This is a genomic window from Litorimonas taeanensis (genome assembly GCF_003634015.1).
Taxonomy (GTDB): domain Bacteria; phylum Pseudomonadota; class Alphaproteobacteria; order Caulobacterales; family Maricaulaceae; genus Litorimonas; species Litorimonas taeanensis.
In genome coordinates, this window is record NZ_RBII01000001.1 from 617,163 (window position 1) to 634,286 (window position 17,124).

The window sequence follows — 17,124 nt, forward strand, 5'->3', positions numbered from 1 at the left end:
TTCTGTATGTAAAACATACTTTACACACCGGGAGAGGCGCAATGACAAAAATCGAGGATATGAGTGAGCCACAACGGCAGAGTTGGATTACCCTTTTGGCAGATGGAGCTGTATTCATTTGGTTTTGGAAACATATGACGGGGAATTTTGGTTTGACGCCTAAAGCGTTTACTCCCTCTGAATTAGGCGTATTTTTCATTCAATTTATTATTATCACGATTATTGTGCATACGGGAATTGCCATTGCGTTTGAACTGCGCAAGCGCAAAGCTGAGTTTCAAAAAGACGAGCGTGACATAGATATCGCTCGTAGAGGCAGTCATGCAGGATATCGTGGCCTGCAGATTGGCTTAGGCATTATCGTCGTTACGCTTATCCTTCAATATATTGTTGGGTCAGACTATCATGGTGCTATTTCCGTTATAGAGCCGGTGGAGATGGTCTTTGCACTTTGCGGCGTAAGTTATCTCGCCGATTTATATCGGCATGCTGTGATTCTTTGGGGGTATAGATCGTAATCATGGGGGGTAAAAAAACTAAAATTACCAATCATGTAAAACGCACGCGTTTGCTTGAAGGGCTTTCCCAAGTAGAGCTTGCCAAACGTGTTGGAGCGACACGACAAACGATAATTGCAGTCGAGGCCGAAAGATACGCTCCGTCGCTTGAATTAGCCTTCCGCATTGCCCATGTCCTAGGGGAACCAATTGAGAGTCTGTTCGTATTTGACTCCACAGATTGGACATAAAAACTAGGAGAGAGAATGTCAGATATACAAGCCTATGCCGCTATGGAAGCCGGCGGAAGATTAGAGCCCTATACCTATAACCCAGGGGCGTTACCGGCGAACCATGTTGAGGTCGAAATTTCTGCGTGCGGGCTCTGTCACTCAGATTTGTCTATGGTCAATAACGACTGGGGTGCAAGTCAATATCCACTGGTGCCGGGTCATGAAGCTGTGGGCAAAATCAGTAAAGTCGGTGAGGCCGTCAAGCATCTTGAGGTTGGCCAAACTGTCGGCATAGGTTGGACATCTCAAACTTGTCAGCATTGCTCGCCTTGCTTATCAGGGTCTCAGCAGCGCTGCACATCAGCTGTGTCAACAATTGCCGCGAAAGGCGGTTTTGCCAACCGTATTCAGGTACAGGACATTTGGGCAGTGCCTCTCCCTGATGGAATGGATGCGAAATCTGCTGGTCCTCTATTTTGTGGGGGTATTACCGTATTTGCACCGATGATGGATTATGGCCTGAAGCCGACGGACCGTGTTGCGGTTATTGGCATTGGCGGGCTTGGCCATTTGGCAGTACAATTCGCTCATGCTTGGGGGTGCGAAGTTACTGCCTTTACTTCATCAATGGACAAAGAAGCAGAGCTTAAAGAACTGGGTGCGCATCATGTTGCAAATAGCCGCGATGCAGGCGCGATGAAGGCATTACGAGGGAAATTTGACTTCATTATTTCAACGGTCAATGTAGACCTAGACTGGGCGAGTTATCTTGCAACATTACGATCGGATGGGCAGTTAATTACAGTGGGTGCTGTTGATAAGCCTATGGGCATTCCTGCTTTTTCACTTATTTCAGGGGGTAAATCTGTTGGGGGGTCTGATACTGGTTCACCTGATATGGTGGCACGCATGCTTGAATTCTGCACACGCCATAATATCAAGCCCATGGTCGAATATTTCCCAATGTCAGACGTCAATGATGCGTTAGCGCATTTAAAAAGCGGTAAGGCCCGCTATCGCATAGTTCTGACGAATTAACCGTCGTAACGGTTATCTAGAGAGTATCGCGGTAACTTATAATTTGATCTGTCTCTGCATATGTTGGGGACAGCATTTTTACAATCAAGGGCGCGATGTCTGAGGGGTTCGGCAAGGTTTGTGGGTCCTCGCCGGGCATTGCCTTTGCCCGCATTGCTGTACGGGTGGCACCTGGGTTAAGAAGATTGACCTTTAGGTTGGTGACCTCTGTCTCTTTAGCATAACATTGTACCAGGGCTTCTAAACCAGCTTTTGTCGCTGCATAAGCGCCCCAATAGGCGCGGCGTGAGTTTGCAACGCCTGATGTAAGGAATAGGGCTCGTCCTGCATCAGAGGCGCGTAGCAAGGGGTCTAGTGAACGAATGAGACGATAATTTGCTGTTAGGTTTACGGATACAAGCTTGTCCCATGTTTTAGGTTCAAGGTGAGGGATGGGCGTAATGTCTCCAAGCATCCCAGCATTTGCGAGCAACCCGTCCAACTTGCCCCATCGTTCATTAATAATAGCACCTAACCGGTCGATACCTTCGGCTTGATTTAAATCCATGGGAACGATTGTGCAGCTTTGCCCTTTCTCTTTAATCGCATCATCAAGAGCCTCGAGCCCGCCCTGAGTGCGGGCGAGGGCTATGATATCGGACCCAGCTTCAGCTAACGCTAAGCTTGCTGCATAACCAATACCGCGCGACGCCCCCGTCACGAGGGTGACGCGGCCATTGAGAGCTTTAGACATGATAGACCTTATGCGACTTCGACGAGAAAAGAGAGTTGCTTGCTGACGCCCGAGGCATCTCTGTCTCGGTCAATCAGAGGTGTTGGGTAGTCACCTGTGAAGCAATGATCTGTAAATTGTGGCTCGTCGGCTAGACGTTCCGTTTCGCCCATCGCCCAATATAAGCCTTCAACTGACAGGAATCCCAAACTATCGACTTCGAGCATTTCGGTCATCGCTTTTAAGTCATAATTCGCAGCAATCAATTTGTCCTTAGAGGGCATATCGATTCCATAATGATCTGGATGTTTGATTGGCGGCGAAGCAGAGCGGAAGTGAACTTCTTTAGCGCCTGCAGCTTTAATCATTCGTACGATTTTTGTTGAGGTTGTACCGCGAACGATAGAGTCATCTACGAGTAAGACACGCTTGCCTTCAATCATGGAGCGATTGGCGGAATGTTTAAGTCGAACGCCCATATCGCGAATTTGTTGTGTAGGTTGGATAAATGTACGTCCTACATAATGGTTTCGAATAATGCCCAGTTCAAAAGGCACGCCTGTCTCTTGAGCGAAACCAAGCGCAGCTGGAACGCCGCTATCTGGTACGGGAATAATAACATCTACATCTGCGGGTGTTTCTTGCGCTAATCTATGGCCCATGCGTTTGCGAACTTCATAAACGCTCTTACCGCTTACGATTGAATCTGGACGCGCAAAGTAAACGAACTCAAATATACAGGGACGGGATTTGGCATTCGGGAATGCCGTGAATGATCGGATGCCATCCGCATTTATGACAACAACTTCGCCCGCTTCGACTTCGCGGATGAAAGTGGCTCCAATCATATCAAAGGCGCAGGTTTCAGAGGCTAAGATATAGCTATCGCCTAAGCGCCCAATTAAAAGAGGGCGTATTCCAAAACGGTCTCTTGCGCCAAGTAGCATGTCTTTGGTCATGCCAATAAATGCATATCCACCATCTACTTGACGAATAGCATTGACAAAACGGTCTATAAATTCACCCTTTTTGGCGCGCGCAATGAGGTGAATAACGACCTCTGTGTCGGATGTGGATTGGAACAACGCGCCTTTTTCAACGAGTTGTTCTCGTATGGTATAGGCGTTTGTTATGTGGCCGTTATGAGCAAGGGCAAACCCGCCCATATGAAGCTCTGAAAAGAGAGGCTGCACATTTCGAAGGACGGTTTGTCCTGCCGTTGAATAACGATTATGTCCAATAGAGATGTGGCCGGGGAGGCGTTCTGATGGATCAGCCCCTGTAAAATTGTCTCCAACAAGACCAAGATGGCGTTCAGAATGAAATTTTGCGCCATCAAAGCTCGCTATGCCGCAGGCTTCTTGCCCACGATGTTGAAGCGCATGTAAGCCAAGGGCAGTAAGTGAGGCGGCATTATCCATGCCGAAAATACCGAAAACACCACATTCTTCGCGGATTTTATCCTCATTCGGATCAAACATGAAATCATCTGAGTCTGGATGAGGAGAGGAGGCTTCGGTCATTTTATAATCTCCCGACTAATGCCATCAATATCGCCGTCTTGAATGCGTTCTGCATATGAACGCATTTTAGCAAAGGGTAAAGCGCGTATCACACCACCAATGCGGTCAAGTAAAGGGTAGAAAGTAGAATTTTGAAGATATTGTGGCAACTCTTTGGGTTCTGCTTCCATTTGCTGTCGCATAGAATATGGCATTTTTTCAATGAAGTCAGGCGGCAGATTCTCTTGATTGCTTTCTATCAATTCACGGAAATCTTGCGCATCTTCACTTGCCCGATAGCTAGCGGTCAAAACCAAAACGCCTAAAGACGCTAGAATTAAACCCCGAAACACGCCAAATGCTGCACCTAAGGCACGGTTAAGAATTTTTGTGGAGGGCGCCTCTAGCTTTCCGAACACCTTTGTTAGAATAAATATTCCGAGCAAGTAAATGAGAGCGAAGGTGCCAACGCCAAGTGCAATGTCTGCAAGCCATGACGGTGAAATGAAATTCTGGGCCGCATATCGAAATCGACCCCAGACGAAAAGAGCAATTATACCCGCGATGAAAAGGGCTAGAAGAGAAAGAACTTCTCTAAGAAACCCTCTCTGTATGGCTATGATAAGCGAAATTAATAGAATCAGGAGAACAACAACATCAAATCCATTGAAGGTAATCGAGCCAATAGTCATTGCGTGGTTTTACCCTTTTACTATGCGGCCCAATTACTTTCCCAGTCTGGACCTGCTTCTGCACTCGCTTCTACACGCCGAACGAGGTCGGGCAAAGCTTTGATTGCAATAATCGGTAAGGGTGATGAATCATTTTTATGTTCGGGTGATCCGTCTTTTCTTTTTAGAGGGCGGGGTGCGATTGCGCGTTTAAAACCGAGCTTAGCGGCTTCTTTAAGGCGTGCGTCCGACCGCCCAACTGCCCGTACATCTCCTGACAAGCTAATTTCTCCAAAGACAACAGTATCAACAGGGAGGGGCATATCAAAAGCTGAGGAGACTAACGCTGCAGCCACGGCTAGATCAGCCGCGGGTTCATTGATTCGTAGTCCACCCGCTACATTGAGGTAAACATCTTTGCCGGCAAAGCTTACGCCGCACCGCGCTTCCAATACGGCAAGGACCATCGCTAGGCGCCCATTGTCCCAGCCAACAACAGCCCTGCGCGGCGTGCCAAAAGCCGCTGGCGCAACAAGGGCTTGAATTTCAGTAAGGACAGGGCGTGAGCCTTCAAGCCCAGCAAAGACAGCAGCCCCACTCGACAGATCTCCGCGGCCGTCTAAAAAAAGAGCGGATGGGTTCGGGACTTCAGATAAGCCGCTCTCGCGCATTTCAAAAACCCCGATTTCATCAGTAGGGCCGAAACGATTTTTATGGGCCCTGAGAATACGAAATTGGTGTGCGCGATCACCTTCGAAATAGAGGACAGCATCCACCATGTGTTCTACTACTCGAGGGCCTGCGATCTGCCCGTCTTTTGTTACGTGGCCAACAAGAATAACACATGTACCGCGCTTTTTGGCAAAGCGGGTGAGTTCTTGCGCGCAGGCCCTAACTTGCGCCACTGTACCCGGGGCCGCGCCGAGTTGATCTGACCAGAGGGTTTGAATGGAATCGATAATCACAACATCTGGTTTTTCAGCCATCAATCCATCTATAATGGGCCCAAGAGATGTTTCGGCAGCGAGTGATACAGGGTTGTCGGCAAGACCTAATCTTTTGGCGCGGCGACGCACTTGACCAACACTTTCTTCGCCTGAAACATAGGCTGTTTTAATCCCATTTTTAGCTAAGCGTCCAACGGCCTGTAATAGCAAAGTTGACTTGCCAATGCCTGGGTCTCCGCCAACTAAGAGGGCCGAGCCTGCAACCAAGCCACCACCGGTTACGCGGTCTAACTCCTCGATACCTGTTTTTAACCGAGGGACATCTTGGCTCTCCCCGCCTAAATCGACAAAGTCTAAAGTCCTGCCTTTGCGGCGCTTATGGGCAGGACGTTCATTTTGAGCCGTTATTTCTTCGACAAGTGTATTCCATTCGCCACAGGCATCGCAGCGGCCAGCCCATTTTCCGTGAACAGTGCCACATGATTGGCAGACAAATTGTGTTGAAGGTTTGGGCAAATCATAAATCTCCTACGGTTGCTCTTGTTAAGAGATTGCGTGGAGAAGTCAATAATGTTTATGATTTGTTCTTTTGTGGTTCAGCTTAATATTTGTACCAAAACTATGGAAAACCTTAGCCTTTCAGAGCTGAGCTTACGAGTGTTTCTAATTTTGGGACGTTAGCGCCGGAAACATAGTCGTCATTTACAAAGAAAAACGGTGTTCCTGTTAGCGCTGGGATGCGGTTTGATAGTTTATAAGTATCATCGATATGTTGTTCTAAGGCGACATCTTTTCTATCTGCATCAAACTTATCCATATCAAGGCCAGCTTTTTCAACAATGTTGCGAATGCGACTTTCACTGAGAGAGCGCTCATTCATCAGGGCTACGTGCACTTCAAGGTATTTTCCTTGTCTGGCGGCGGCTAGCGCTGCTTTAGCAGCTTCTCTCGATGTACCTTGTCGTCCGCGGTCGAGGACAGGTAATTCTTTAAAGATGACACGTACATCATTAGGGTGGTCTTTTATGATGCCTTCGACCCAAGAAGTAGATCTTTTGCAATATCCGCAATTGTAATCAAAAAACTCTACAACGGTGACTTTAGCATCTTTGGGGCCAATAACGACATCGCGAGGATCGTTGTAAATTTGTGAAGAGACGACCTTCATCGCCGCGCTCATGTCTTCCGCGTCATTGCGATTTTCAAGTTCAATTAAGGCTTCCCTGATAATTTCAGGGTTTTCTAATAAATACTCTTTTACAATATTTTCAATGTCAGAACGGTCTAGATTCGATGCTGATTTAGGACCAGCCTCTGCGCAAGCACTCATAGAGGTTGCAAGTGCAATGGCGGAAAGGGTTGTGAAAAAATGTTTCATAAATCGTCAGCCTCAAAAGATATATCTCTGGAAATCTTTCAAGCCATATCAATGAAAGCTAAATAAGTCTTTTATTTTATCACCAATCACTGCTTTGTGATGCTGTTACACTAAATGGCTTAGGACTACGCCGTTTGTTTTTACTCTTGGCTAGTTGTGCGTCTGCTACAACCACAATGTCTGACGCGCGCCGCCATTGGGGTTCATTTCGAGGAAGGTCCTCTTGAGCGCGTTGCGCAAAAGAGCGGGCTCGTTGAATATCGCCAAGCGCGTAAAAGCGTTCGGCGCTCGCATATTTAGCTAATGCTTCTTTGCCTTGGTGACCATATGCCGTGGACAGAATGTACCACGCAAAACTGTTGTCCGGTTCTGTTTGCAGGGCTGATTTCACAAGCGTCACGGCCTCTTCGACAAGTCCTGCGTCCTGAGTTTCTATAAGAGATTGCGCTAAAGCCATTTTCAAAAGCGGTGCGTCGGGTTTGAGTTCTAAAGCTTTCCGAGCAGGAGGGATGGCGCTCTCGCGTTGACCGCTTTCATATAAGATTTGAGCCTTAAGTTCATGGAAATACGGATTGTTTGGTTCCTCATCAATTAGAGAGTCCAGCTCCTTAATCGCATTTCTTAGATCTGCGGCGCGGTAGTGAGCAACAGAGCGAGCATATCGTGCATATTGGCTTTGATCCGATAATGGGTATCGAGAAAAAACAAGCTGTGGGCCTTCTAGAAAGCCTCTTAGTTTCGCTTTCATCATTTCATGTTTATGTAATTCTTCGGTCGAATCTTTTACATCAACATATGGGCTTTCTGCGGTGCGTTCGCGAAGTGCATCAATGCGGTTGGATGAGAGGGGGTGGCTACGAAAATAGGGATAGCGGCGGGCTTGTGATAAGACTTCTTGCGCTCGAAACTTTTCGAAAAAGGCGATTAACCCTTCGCTTGATTGACCCGTGCGGTCTAGAAAATTCACAGCATATTGGTCGGCCGCAGATTCATTTACCCGTGAATATGACAGCGCCTCTAGGCTACCAAATTGCGTGGAACCCCCAAGGATTAAAGCCCCAGCAGAGGTCTCACCGGCTAAAATCGCGGCGAGGCCCAGACCTGCGGCAATCAGCATTGAGCCATAGGCGCTTCTATTACCATAATCAGACCGCACAATATGGCCGCCAACTATGTGTCCGGCTTCATGGGCAATAACGCCCTTTAACTCATTGGGAATGTCTGCCTCTAGGATGAGACCGCTATGCAGGAAGATGTTTTGTCCACGGGTTACAAATGCGTTGAGCGAAGGGTCATTGACCAAATAAATATCAACAGATTGTGGCGACAAGCCAGAGGCTCGTAAGATTGGCACTGTGAATTCTTCTAGGGTTTCCTCAATCTCGGTATCACGCAAGAGGGATTGCGCCTGAGCAGGCAAAACTGATACTGCGGAAATACCTAAAGCCAGCATGCTGACAGCTAAACTGCGAAGTGTATATTTTTTAAGCACAGAAAAGTCCTAATAGTTCAATACTGACAATCCCAAAGCTATATCATTCCGTCAAGTTACGCGGGCGTAACAAAGCAGTGAGCGCAGAATAAACTTATACTGCGCTCATGACTATTAGGGTTTACGTAAATCCCACCAACCCCGTTTTTTCTTAGCGGGTTTTTCTGCAGATTTAGCATCTGTAGCAACAGGCTCTGAAGCTTTAGGTTCAGGGCTAGGCGCAGGCTTTTCTGACTTAATTGGCGATATGGAAGATGAAGTCTCTTCAGTGGCAGGTTTCTTGGCAGGAGCGCGTCTCCGGCGTGTGGGTTTTGAAGCCTCGTCACCTGAGTCAGCATTTACCGGACTGGGAGTCTCAGTTTTTTTTGGCGCAGCTCGCCGTCTGGTAGGTTTAGGTTTCTCATCCTCGCCTCCCTCAGCTTTAGTCACCGCTTTGACAGGGGCTTTGCGTTTGGCTGGCGCCTTTTTAGTGGCCGTACTCTTCGCTGCGGGTTTTGAGGCCGGAGCCTTACGAGTGCGTTTTGGCTTAACATTAGCCTCAGTTTCTGCAGTCGTTTTATCTACCGTGGTTTCAGCTGGCTTTGTAGCCGCTTTTTTAGGCGCTGCCCTACGACGTGCCGGGGGTTTGGGCTTTTCCAATTCGACTTCGGCAGAAGGAGAGCTGACCGGCTTTGCAGGGGCTTTACGGCGACGGCTTGACGTAGGTTTTTGTCCTACAGTTTTGTCAGCCGCGACAGATTCTGTCGGTTCTTGTTTCGCTTTTTTGGCTGGTGCTCGACGTTTCCGCTTTGGCTTCTCATCCGTCTCGGTAGCTGTTTCTACAGCTTTTCGGGTTGGGGCTTTCCTACGTGTGCCTTTTACAGGACGTTTTGGCGTTTCAGTCTTTTCTGTCTCAGCCTTGGTTTCTACTTCAGTAGATGAAGTGGTGGGTTCACTCGCTTCAACAGGTTCAACTTTTTTCCGTTTGCTAGGAGCCGCTCGCCGCCGAGTAGAGCGTGATTTAGACGGGCCGTCAGATTTTTCATCGGACTTAACATCGGCATCACTGTCGGGTCCCTGAGAATTATCTGTTTCTGTTGTGCTTGCTGTACTTTCTTGTCTGTCCCGACTTGGGGCTTTACGTGTACGGTGGCGGCGTGATTTAGGTTTCGCTTCTGTTTCAGTTTCAGATTTAGAATCGTTATCCTTGTTCTCAGTCGCTGAAACCTCATCGCTTGTTTCAGACGAGTTATCAGAATCAGCAGAGTTTTCATCGCGATTTCGAGACCGACCACGGCCACCACGACGACCACGACGACCACGACGTTTATTCGGGCGCTCTGTTTCAGAGTTGTCATTATTATCTTTCACGGAAACTTCTGAATCTGAGTCCTCCGCTTCTTCATCCTCATCATCTTTTCGCACAGGCTTCTTCTTTGCGTTTTGTGCGATTTGACGCTGACGACGAAATTCCTTTTCAATCTCGTCTAACGGGTCAGGCCCTTTACGTGTTTTCTTCTCAAGTATTTCGATTTCATAATGGGGACGAATGAGATCTTCTTCCGCGGCTACTTCTGTGAAGACCCCAGCATTTTGGTCAACAAGGGTAAGCAAGTTACGCTTTTCGTTTATAAGATAGAAGGCCACATCTGGTGAAACCTTTAAACGAATACGTTCAGCTTCACCTCTGACAGCGGTCTCTTCGACAGCGCGAATGGCGGCGAGAGCGCTGCTTTCAACAGTACGTTTACGACCAACGCCTGTACAATGTGGGCAGCTCGTCGTTGAGCCTTCTAAAAGGCTGCGACGGCGCCGCTGCCGGGAAATTTCCATAAGGCCGAACTGAGAAATACGACTTGTCTGAATACGAGCGCGGTCTTGGGTGAGCGCTTCTTTCATTTTACGTTCTACGGCCCGGTTGTTTTTGTGTTCATCCATGTCAATGAAATCAATGACGATAAGCCCCGCGAGGTCGCGAAGACGCATTTGGCGGGCAACTTCTTCCGCGGCTTCGATATTGGTTTTCAAAGCTGTGCGTTCAACATTGCGTTCCTTGGTTGAACGTCCTGAGTTTACATCCACAGAAACGAGTGCTTCGGTCGGATGAATTACAAGGTAACCACCTGATTTAAGCTGTACCAAAGGTGACAAGCTATTTTCGATTTGGCGCTCTACGCCATAGCGAAGGAATAGTGGAATGCTGTCTTTATACGGTTTTACAAACTTTGCGTGACTCGGCATCAGCATTTTAATGAAAGATTTGGCTGTTTTATAGGCGTCATCGCCTTCAACTAAGACCTCATCGATATCTTTATTGTAAAGGTCACGAATGGAGCGTTTCACAAGATTGCCCTCTTCGTGAATGAGGGCAGGGGCAATGGACTTCAAAGTCGTTTCTCGAATATCCCCCCAGAGGCGTGACAAATATTCATAATCACGTTTTATCTCAGCTTTAGTGCGTTTGGCGCCAGCGGTACGAACAATGACGCCCATGCCTTGTGGGACTTCTAGCTCACTCATAACAGCCTTTAGCCGCTTGCGGTCTCCACCATTGGCGATTTTACGGGAAATGCCACCACCTCGCGGCGTATTAGGCATAAGAACGCAGTAACGTCCGGCAAGAGACAAGTAAGTTGTCATTGCCGCGCCTTTATTGCCGCGTTCTTCTTTGACGGCTTGGACTAAGAGAATTTGACCGCGTTTGATGACTTCTTGGATTTTATAACGGCGTCGTGACATACGTTTGCGACGCGTGCTCGCTACTTTGGCTTGTTCGTCAGCGACTTCGGCATCACTAGCATCGGCCGCATCATCTTCGCTTGGGTCGACATTTTCATCACGGTCTTCGTCCGTGATATCCTCGGAAGGTACATCGTCTCCTGAATCAGCTTCGGCTTCGGCCTCGTGTTCTTCCTCTTCTGCCTCAAGAATCGCTATGCGGTCTTCATAGGGGATTTGATAATAATCAGGATGAATTTCCGAAAAGGCGAGGAAGCCGTGGCGATTCCCTCCATATTCGATAAAAGCCGCCTGTAGGGAGGGTTCTACGCGAGTGACGCGGGCGAGGTAGACATTTCCGCGTAATTGCCGCTTGTTACGGCTTTCGAAATCAAGCTCTTCGACTCGATTGTGATCGACTATGACGACGCGCGTTTCTTCCGGGTGGGAGGCGTCGATAAGCATTTTCTTTGACATGGGTAACTCCGATGCGCCGCGCAATTACGCACATTTTAGGTGCTAAAGGGGGCTGCAAGTGATGAATAAAATAAGGTGTATAGGCGCGCATAGACATTCCGGCCTGACCGTTTTGGTCATCGGGCCCAGAATGCGTCTTATTGAACTTATATGCGTGCATCAAAACTCTCAAAACCGCGAAATCAACGTACAAAAGGTACGGTCCGCGCAGATAAAGTGGGGGCTACAGGGAGGTCCTAAAAAAGAGGCCGCACCTTGCGACATGTGTGTCGGTGCCGTTTTTATCTTAAGATTGTCTTTGCCCGATAAACTTTGTCTTTGCAAAGACTTATTCATCGGAATGACATCTTTTTGAACATCCTGTAATTGGCCCGTAAATTTAGGGGTTTTGGGTTTATATAACAGTCAATGTAAGAGTTTATTCACCTTAATCTTGTCAAAAGTCTTTTATGAATGCACCGCTAAAACTTTTCTTTTTTGCGATTATGGCGCTTTTTTTAGTGAGTTCTCCCACATTTGCGAATCCGACGGCTGTTCCAAGGTTGAAACCGAATCTAAAAACAGTGGCGCCGCCAGCTAAGCCCGCTGTAACCGTGAGATATACAAGTCAGAGATATTTTTCTGATTCTGTGCCTTATCCACGACTTGCGCCACATTTGTCAGAAAAGACAACTCGCAAGCCTGTGATTTTCATTGACGCTGGTCACGGGGGACGTGACCCAGGGGCAATTGGTATCAAGGGAACGCATGAAAAGGATATTACAACCAAAGCATCAGCGACTTTAAAGGCTCTTCTTGAAAAGACAGGACGTTATACGGTGGTTCTGACGCGGCCCAACGATAGCTATCTTGAACATGAAAAGCGTTTACGTCTGGCTCGTGAGGGCGGGGCTGATCTCTTTATTTCAATTCACGCCGATAGCGCGGGCAATAAGAGCGCCAAGGGGGCCTCAGTTTATACTTTGGCGGATAGGGCTAAAAACCGATCTAAGAGATTAGTGAGTAACTCTCAAAATTGGATTATGGATGTAGACTTGTCGAAACAATCTGATCCAGTCGGAGATATTTTAGTAGACTTGGCTCAGCGCAAAACAGAAAGCCAGTCAGAACAATTTGCCAATTTATTGATTGCTGAATTAGAGAAAACAACGACGCTTGTTGGTAACTCTCATAGGCGGGCAGGTTATTTTGTTTTGTTAGCGCCTGACGTGCCAGCTGTCTTGCTTGAGCTAGGGTTTCTATCAAATGCTCAGGATGAGAAATTGCTGAACAAAGCCTCTCATCGTGAAAAACTCATGCGTTCAGTGGTACGTTCTATTGATCAATATTTTTCTCAAGAGCAAAAATAACCTCTTTTCGCCTTTCAAGCGGGTTCGTGTGTTTTTAAGTCTTACTCTGGCCGCAATTTATGCGTAGATAAAAGCTGATTCCTAAACGTAATGGGCTTAAATGACGTCACCAGAAGACATATCCGTAGAACGCAGTCAAAAACAACCGCTTTCAAAGAATAAGAAAGCGATTAACTGGCGTAAAATTTGGCGTATTTCAAAATGGTTGTTGGGTATCGGATTTGTCCTCGGCATTATTTTTGCCGTATTTGCCTTTGTATATGTCATCAGAGCCACCAAGGATTTACCCACCCTTGAAGTTCTAAAAGAATACAAACCCCCCGTCATGTCACGTGTGCATGCAGGTGATGGCAAGTTAATAAGTGAATTCCGCACAGAAGCGCGTGTGTTTGTACCAATTGAATCGGTCCCCTTAAAGTTACAACACGCATTTGTCGCAGCAGAAGATCAGCGTTTTTATAAGCATAATGGCTTTGATGAAAAAGGTTTCGCGCGCGCTATGGTGGCTAATATTGGTCACGTTATAAATGGCCGGCGTTTGGAAGGGGGGTCTACGCTGACGCAACAAGTGGCGAAAAACTTCCTTGTTGGTGACCAACGTCATATCGATCGGAAAATCCGAGAAGTCGTTATCGCGGGCCGTATTGAAAAGGCGATGAGTAAAGATCAGATTTTAGAGCTTTATCTAAATGATATTTATTTTGGGCGAGCGGCTTATGGTGTCGCGGCGGCCTCATTGAATTACTTCGGTAAACCAATGAAGGATTTGACTTTAGAGGAAATGGCTTATTTGGCCGTGCTTCCAAAAGCCCCTTCTAACTATCAAACTTCTGATCCTCGTAAGAAGGAGCGCGCTATTAATCGCCGTGCTTATGTCATTAATCGTATGGTTGAGGACGGTTACGCGGAAGAGGCTGAAGGTGAGGCGGCAAAGGCGACGGATATTATCGTCACTGATCGTTTAGAGGGCGAAGAGTATTTGGCCGCTGAATACTTTGTTGAGGAGGCGCGAAAGCAAATTTCTTCACTCTATGGCTATGAGGAACTTTACTCTGGCGGATTGTCCATTCGAACCACGTTGGACACAAAAATGCAGCTAAATGGTCGGCGTTCTCTTCGCCGTGGTTTGGAAATGCTTGATCGCCGGCATGGTTATCGTGGTCCTTTGACATCTTGGGACAGTCTGGATGACTGGAAAAAGCGGTTGGCAGATTATGAGGGTCCCAAAGACATAGATACGTGGCGAATTGCTATCGTTCTTAAAGCAGAAAAATCCCAAGCTGAGCTTGGTTTCGCTCCGGCTGAGGTTAGTGAGACGGTAGCGGAAGGCGAGGAAATACCAGAAGAGATCACCACAGAAGACACGCGCGGGATTCTAAAGCTAGAAGACATTCAATGGGCCGGCAAAGCTCTCCCAAAAGGCGCTGTGGGTGATAATCCAAGATCTGTAAAAGATGTGTTGTCTGTTGGCGATATTATTCTGGTTCAGCGTAAATCTGAAACTGAAAAGAATGTTGAGGGTAATCTCTATAATTTACGCCAAATTCCAAAAGCAAATGGCGGTCTCATTGCTATGGACCCGCATACGGGCCGTGTTTTGGCTTTGGTTGGGGGGTATAGCTTTGAACAAAGCCAGTTTAATCGTGTTACGCAAGCGGCTCGCCAGCCAGGTTCTGCGTTTAAACCATTTGTTTATGCTGCCGCGTTGCAAAATGGCTTCACTCCGTCTTCCCAAGTTCTTGATGCACCTTTTGTGATTGAACGCCAAGATGTGGAGTGCGAAGAAAATGCGTTGGGCGCCTTGGAGTTGCGCGGGGCGGGAGAGAACCGTCAAGAAGATGAGAGCTTAGAAGATGTGGTTGAGGAAGATGAGTGTGAACGCTTCTATAAACCCTCTAACTATAATGCGGGTAAATTTTACGGTCTGAGTACTTTACGCCTTGGTATTGAAAAGTCGCGAAATGCGATGACAGTCCGGCTTGCTAATGAAATTGGTATGGCTCCAATTATGAACCTAAGTGAGCGTTTTGGCATCTATGATGAAGCCAAGCCAGAGCTTGCTTGGGCTCTGGGTGCAGGTGAAACTACTTTGATCCGGCTCGCAACAGCTTATTCTGAGATGATTAATGGAGGGAAGGCTGTCGAGCCATCTATTCTTGACCGTGTGCAAGATGGACAAGGAAATACTATTTTTGTAAATGGTGATGTCGTTTGCGAAACCTGCCAACAAGAAGAGTATATGGGTGGGCCACCCCCTGAGCTTCCTGATTTGCGAGAGCAAGTTATTGATCCCGTCACGGCTTACCAAGTGACTTATATGATGCAAGGAGTTGTGGAGAACGGTACTGGTGGCGCCATACGTAGTCTAGGGCGCCCATTAGGCGGGAAAACGGGTACTACAAACGATTCAATTGATACATGGTTTATGGGCTTCTCACCAGATTTGGTTGTAGGAGTCTATATTGGTGTCGATACGCCTGAGCAGATGGGGTTTGAAACAGGCAGCTCTGCTGCTGTTCCTGTGTTCAAAGACTTTATGGCCGAAGCACTTGAAGGAACATCGCCCGTGCCATTCCGAATCCCAGAAGGCGTTACGCTTGCTCCTGTTAATCGGGACACAGGTGAAACCTCTTATATTGGTGCGCCGAATTTCATTCTTGAAGCGTTTAAGCCTGGGACTGAACCGAGCATTGGTGGGTTGTCATCCTCCATTCGTGTGGGAAGCGGTAGTGATACGCTTTCCGCCTATCAATATGATACTGGCGATTTCAATCGCGCTAGTGAAGAGGAAACCGCTGGTCGCAACGGAGGAGAAGCGCTCTCTGATATTGAGGGTGTGGAAAGTAACACCGACAGTGACATATCTGCGAATAGTGAACCTGAAGCTCCTCGTCGGGGCGCCGTTTCTTCTGATAGTCCTGTTCAGCCACCCGTAAATAAAGAACCTGAAGTCGATGATATTGACGATGGATTGTACTAGTATAAAGCACTGCTATGCGAGCTGATATTGCCCAATTAAAAACCGACATCGAGCAGTCCATAGAACTGCTAAGGAGGCGTCTTTGACTGGGAGCCTTCTGAACACAGGCTGGCAGAGTTAAACGCTCTGGCAGAAACGCCAAGTTTTTGGGACGATCCACAAAAGGCACAATCTCTTATGCAGGAACGCTCTCGTTTAGAGAGTGCTTTTGAAGCTATCAAATCACTGCAAACAGATTTGACCGATAATGTTGAGCTTGCAGAACTGGCTGAAATGGATGATGACGCCGAGATGCAAGACGCGGCTGCGGCGGCTCTAATTGCTGTAAAATCTAAAGCCGATAAAGCCGAGCTAGAGGCGCTTTTGTCCGGTGAAGCGGACGCGAATGATTGTTTCGTAGAAATCCATCCTGGTGCCGGTGGCACCGAGGCACAAGACTGGGCAGAGATGGTCTTGCGCATGTATTCTCGTTGGGCGAATTCTCGCGGTATGAAGGTTGATGTTATTGAGCATGAATACGGCGATGGTGCCGGCATTAAATCTGCGACTATTAAGGTGAAGGGCGAAAATGCTTTTGGATGGTTAAAAACCGAGTCTGGCGTACACAGACTCGTTCGGATTTCACCATTTGATAGTTCAGCAAAGCGCCATACAAGTTTTGCTTCGGTGTGGGTTTATCCTGAAATTGACGACACAATTGAAATTGACATTAACGAATCTGACTGCCGCGTCGATACATATCGGGCTTCAGGGGCAGGTGGACAGCACGTGAATAAAACAGACTCGGCTGTTCGGATTACGCATGAACCCACAGGAATTGTTGTGCAGTGTCAAAATGATCGTAGTCAGCATAAGAACCGTGCACAGGCTTGGGACATGCTTCGGGCGCGTCTCTATGAAAAAGAACTACAAGAGCGCGAAGAGGCAGCTCAGGCACAGGCTGATAATAAATCAGACATTGGTTGGGGGCATCAAATTAGATCTTATGTCCTTCAGCCTTACCAGATGGTCAAAGACCTCAGAACAGGTGTTGAAACATCTGACACATCTGGAGTCTTAGATGGTAAACTTGATGAGTTTATGGCTGCTGCACTCTCAGCCCGTGTTTCTGTTGATTCTGATTCATAAGACATTGTTTTGGCCAATAAAAA

13 protein-coding genes are annotated in these 17,124 nt (G+C 47.5%); 6 read left to right on the forward strand and 7 right to left on the reverse strand.

What is annotated here, in order from left to right; genetic code table 11:
• Nucleotides 1-41: 41 nt before the first annotated feature.
• From DES40_RS02800 to ahr, 3 genes are read left to right on the forward strand one after another with little or no spacing between them, the layout of a single operon-like run.
• On the forward strand, nucleotides 42-518 hold the full coding sequence (locus DES40_RS02800) for a DUF2178 domain-containing protein (RefSeq protein ID WP_147405837.1): 477 nt from the start codon (nucleotides 42-44) through the stop codon (nucleotides 516-518).
• A 2-nt stretch (nucleotides 519-520) separates the two neighbouring features.
• Nucleotides 521-748 (forward strand): helix-turn-helix transcriptional regulator, encoded by a 228-nt coding sequence (locus DES40_RS02805; RefSeq protein WP_121099047.1) that lies wholly within the window; start codon nucleotides 521-523, stop codon nucleotides 746-748.
• 15 nt (nucleotides 749-763) lie between these two features.
• A complete protein-coding gene (ahr, locus tag DES40_RS02810; protein ID WP_147405838.1) occupies nucleotides 764-1,768 on the forward strand; it encodes an NADPH-dependent aldehyde reductase Ahr in 1,005 nt (334 codons plus the stop codon).
• A gap of 16 nt (nucleotides 1,769-1,784) precedes the next feature.
• On the opposite strand, the gene DES40_RS02815 is transcribed toward ahr, so the two are convergent.
• From DES40_RS02815 to DES40_RS02845, 7 genes are all read right to left on the reverse strand, one after another.
• Complete coding sequence (locus DES40_RS02815; RefSeq protein ID WP_121099048.1) at nucleotides 1,785-2,501, reverse strand: SDR family NAD(P)-dependent oxidoreductase; 717 nt, start codon at nucleotides 2,499-2,501, stop codon at nucleotides 1,785-1,787.
• A gap of 8 nt (nucleotides 2,502-2,509) precedes the next feature.
• Complete coding sequence (purF, locus tag DES40_RS02820; RefSeq protein WP_121099049.1) at nucleotides 2,510-4,003, reverse strand: amidophosphoribosyltransferase; 1,494 nt, start codon at nucleotides 4,001-4,003, stop codon at nucleotides 2,510-2,512.
• A complete protein-coding gene (locus tag DES40_RS02825; RefSeq protein WP_121099050.1) occupies nucleotides 4,000-4,674 on the reverse strand; it encodes a CvpA family protein in 675 nt (224 codons plus the stop codon). Before DES40_RS02825 ends, purF begins: the two co-directional genes overlap by 4 nt.
• 20 nt (nucleotides 4,675-4,694) lie before the next feature.
• A complete protein-coding gene (radA, locus tag DES40_RS02830) occupies nucleotides 4,695-6,116 on the reverse strand; it encodes a DNA repair protein RadA (RefSeq protein ID WP_121099051.1) in 1,422 nt (473 codons plus the stop codon).
• A gap of 115 nt (nucleotides 6,117-6,231) precedes the next feature.
• The gene (locus DES40_RS02835) at nucleotides 6,232-6,978 is read right to left on the reverse strand and encodes a DsbA family protein (protein WP_121099052.1); all 747 of its coding nucleotides are present in this window, start codon (nucleotides 6,976-6,978) and stop codon (nucleotides 6,232-6,234) included.
• A gap of 79 nt (nucleotides 6,979-7,057) precedes the next feature.
• Entirely contained in the window at nucleotides 7,058-8,470 is a 1,413-nt protein-coding gene (locus tag DES40_RS02840) for a M48 family metalloprotease (protein WP_233345365.1), read from the reverse strand.
• Between the two features lie 114 nt (nucleotides 8,471-8,584).
• A complete protein-coding gene (locus DES40_RS02845) occupies nucleotides 8,585-11,644 on the reverse strand; it encodes an Rne/Rng family ribonuclease (protein WP_121099053.1) in 3,060 nt (1,019 codons plus the stop codon).
• Nucleotides 11,645-12,093: 449 nt separating this feature from the next.
• Here DES40_RS02845 and DES40_RS02855 point away from each other — a divergent pair, with 449 nt between their 5' ends.
• The 3 genes from DES40_RS02855 (at nucleotide 12,094) to prfB (ending at nucleotide 17,101) form a co-directional block, all read left to right on the forward strand.
• Nucleotides 12,094-12,993, forward strand: coding sequence for an N-acetylmuramoyl-L-alanine amidase family protein (locus DES40_RS02855; protein WP_121099055.1), 900 nt, complete (start codon nucleotides 12,094-12,096; stop codon nucleotides 12,991-12,993).
• Between the two features lie 100 nt (nucleotides 12,994-13,093).
• Nucleotides 13,094-15,973 carry a penicillin-binding protein 1A gene (locus DES40_RS02860; RefSeq protein ID WP_121099056.1) on the forward strand — a complete coding sequence of 960 codons (2,880 nt, stop codon included), beginning with the start codon at nucleotides 13,094-13,096 and terminating at the stop codon, nucleotides 15,971-15,973.
• 14 nt (nucleotides 15,974-15,987) lie between these two features.
• Nucleotides 15,988-17,101, forward strand: a protein-coding gene (gene prfB, locus DES40_RS02865; RefSeq protein ID WP_121099057.1) for a peptide chain release factor 2 whose coding sequence is annotated in 2 segments (ribosomal slippage) — nucleotides 15,988-16,056 and nucleotides 16,058-17,101 — 1,113 coding nt in all. Because the reading frame shifts where the segments join, the coding sequence is not laid out codon by codon here.
• Nucleotides 17,102-17,124: the final 23 nt, after the last annotated feature.

Coding starts and splice junctions, on each gene's coding strand:
- DES40_RS02800 (WP_147405837.1), top strand. CDS start 42: ATGACAAAAATCGAGGATATGAGTGAGCCACAACGGCAGAGTTGGATT.
- DES40_RS02805 (WP_121099047.1), top strand. CDS start 521: ATGGGGGGTAAAAAAACTAAAATTACCAATCATGTAAAACGCACGCGT.
- ahr (WP_147405838.1), top strand. CDS start 764: ATGTCAGATATACAAGCCTATGCCGCTATGGAAGCCGGCGGAAGATTA.
- DES40_RS02815 (WP_121099048.1), bottom strand. CDS start 2,501: ATGTCTAAAGCTCTCAATGGCCGCGTCACCCTCGTGACGGGGGCGTCG.
- purF (WP_121099049.1), bottom strand. CDS start 4,003: ATGACCGAAGCCTCCTCTCCTCATCCAGACTCAGATGATTTCATGTTT.
- DES40_RS02825 (WP_121099050.1), bottom strand. CDS start 4,674: ATGACTATTGGCTCGATTACCTTCAATGGATTTGATGTTGTTGTTCTC.
- DES40_RS02835 (WP_121099052.1), bottom strand. CDS start 6,978: ATGAAACATTTTTTCACAACCCTTTCCGCCATTGCACTTGCAACCTCT.
- DES40_RS02845 (WP_121099053.1), bottom strand. CDS start 11,644: ATGTCAAAGAAAATGCTTATCGACGCCTCCCACCCGGAAGAAACGCGC.
- DES40_RS02855 (WP_121099055.1), top strand. CDS start 12,094: ATGAATGCACCGCTAAAACTTTTCTTTTTTGCGATTATGGCGCTTTTT.
- DES40_RS02860 (WP_121099056.1), top strand. CDS start 13,094: ATGACGTCACCAGAAGACATATCCGTAGAACGCAGTCAAAAACAACCG.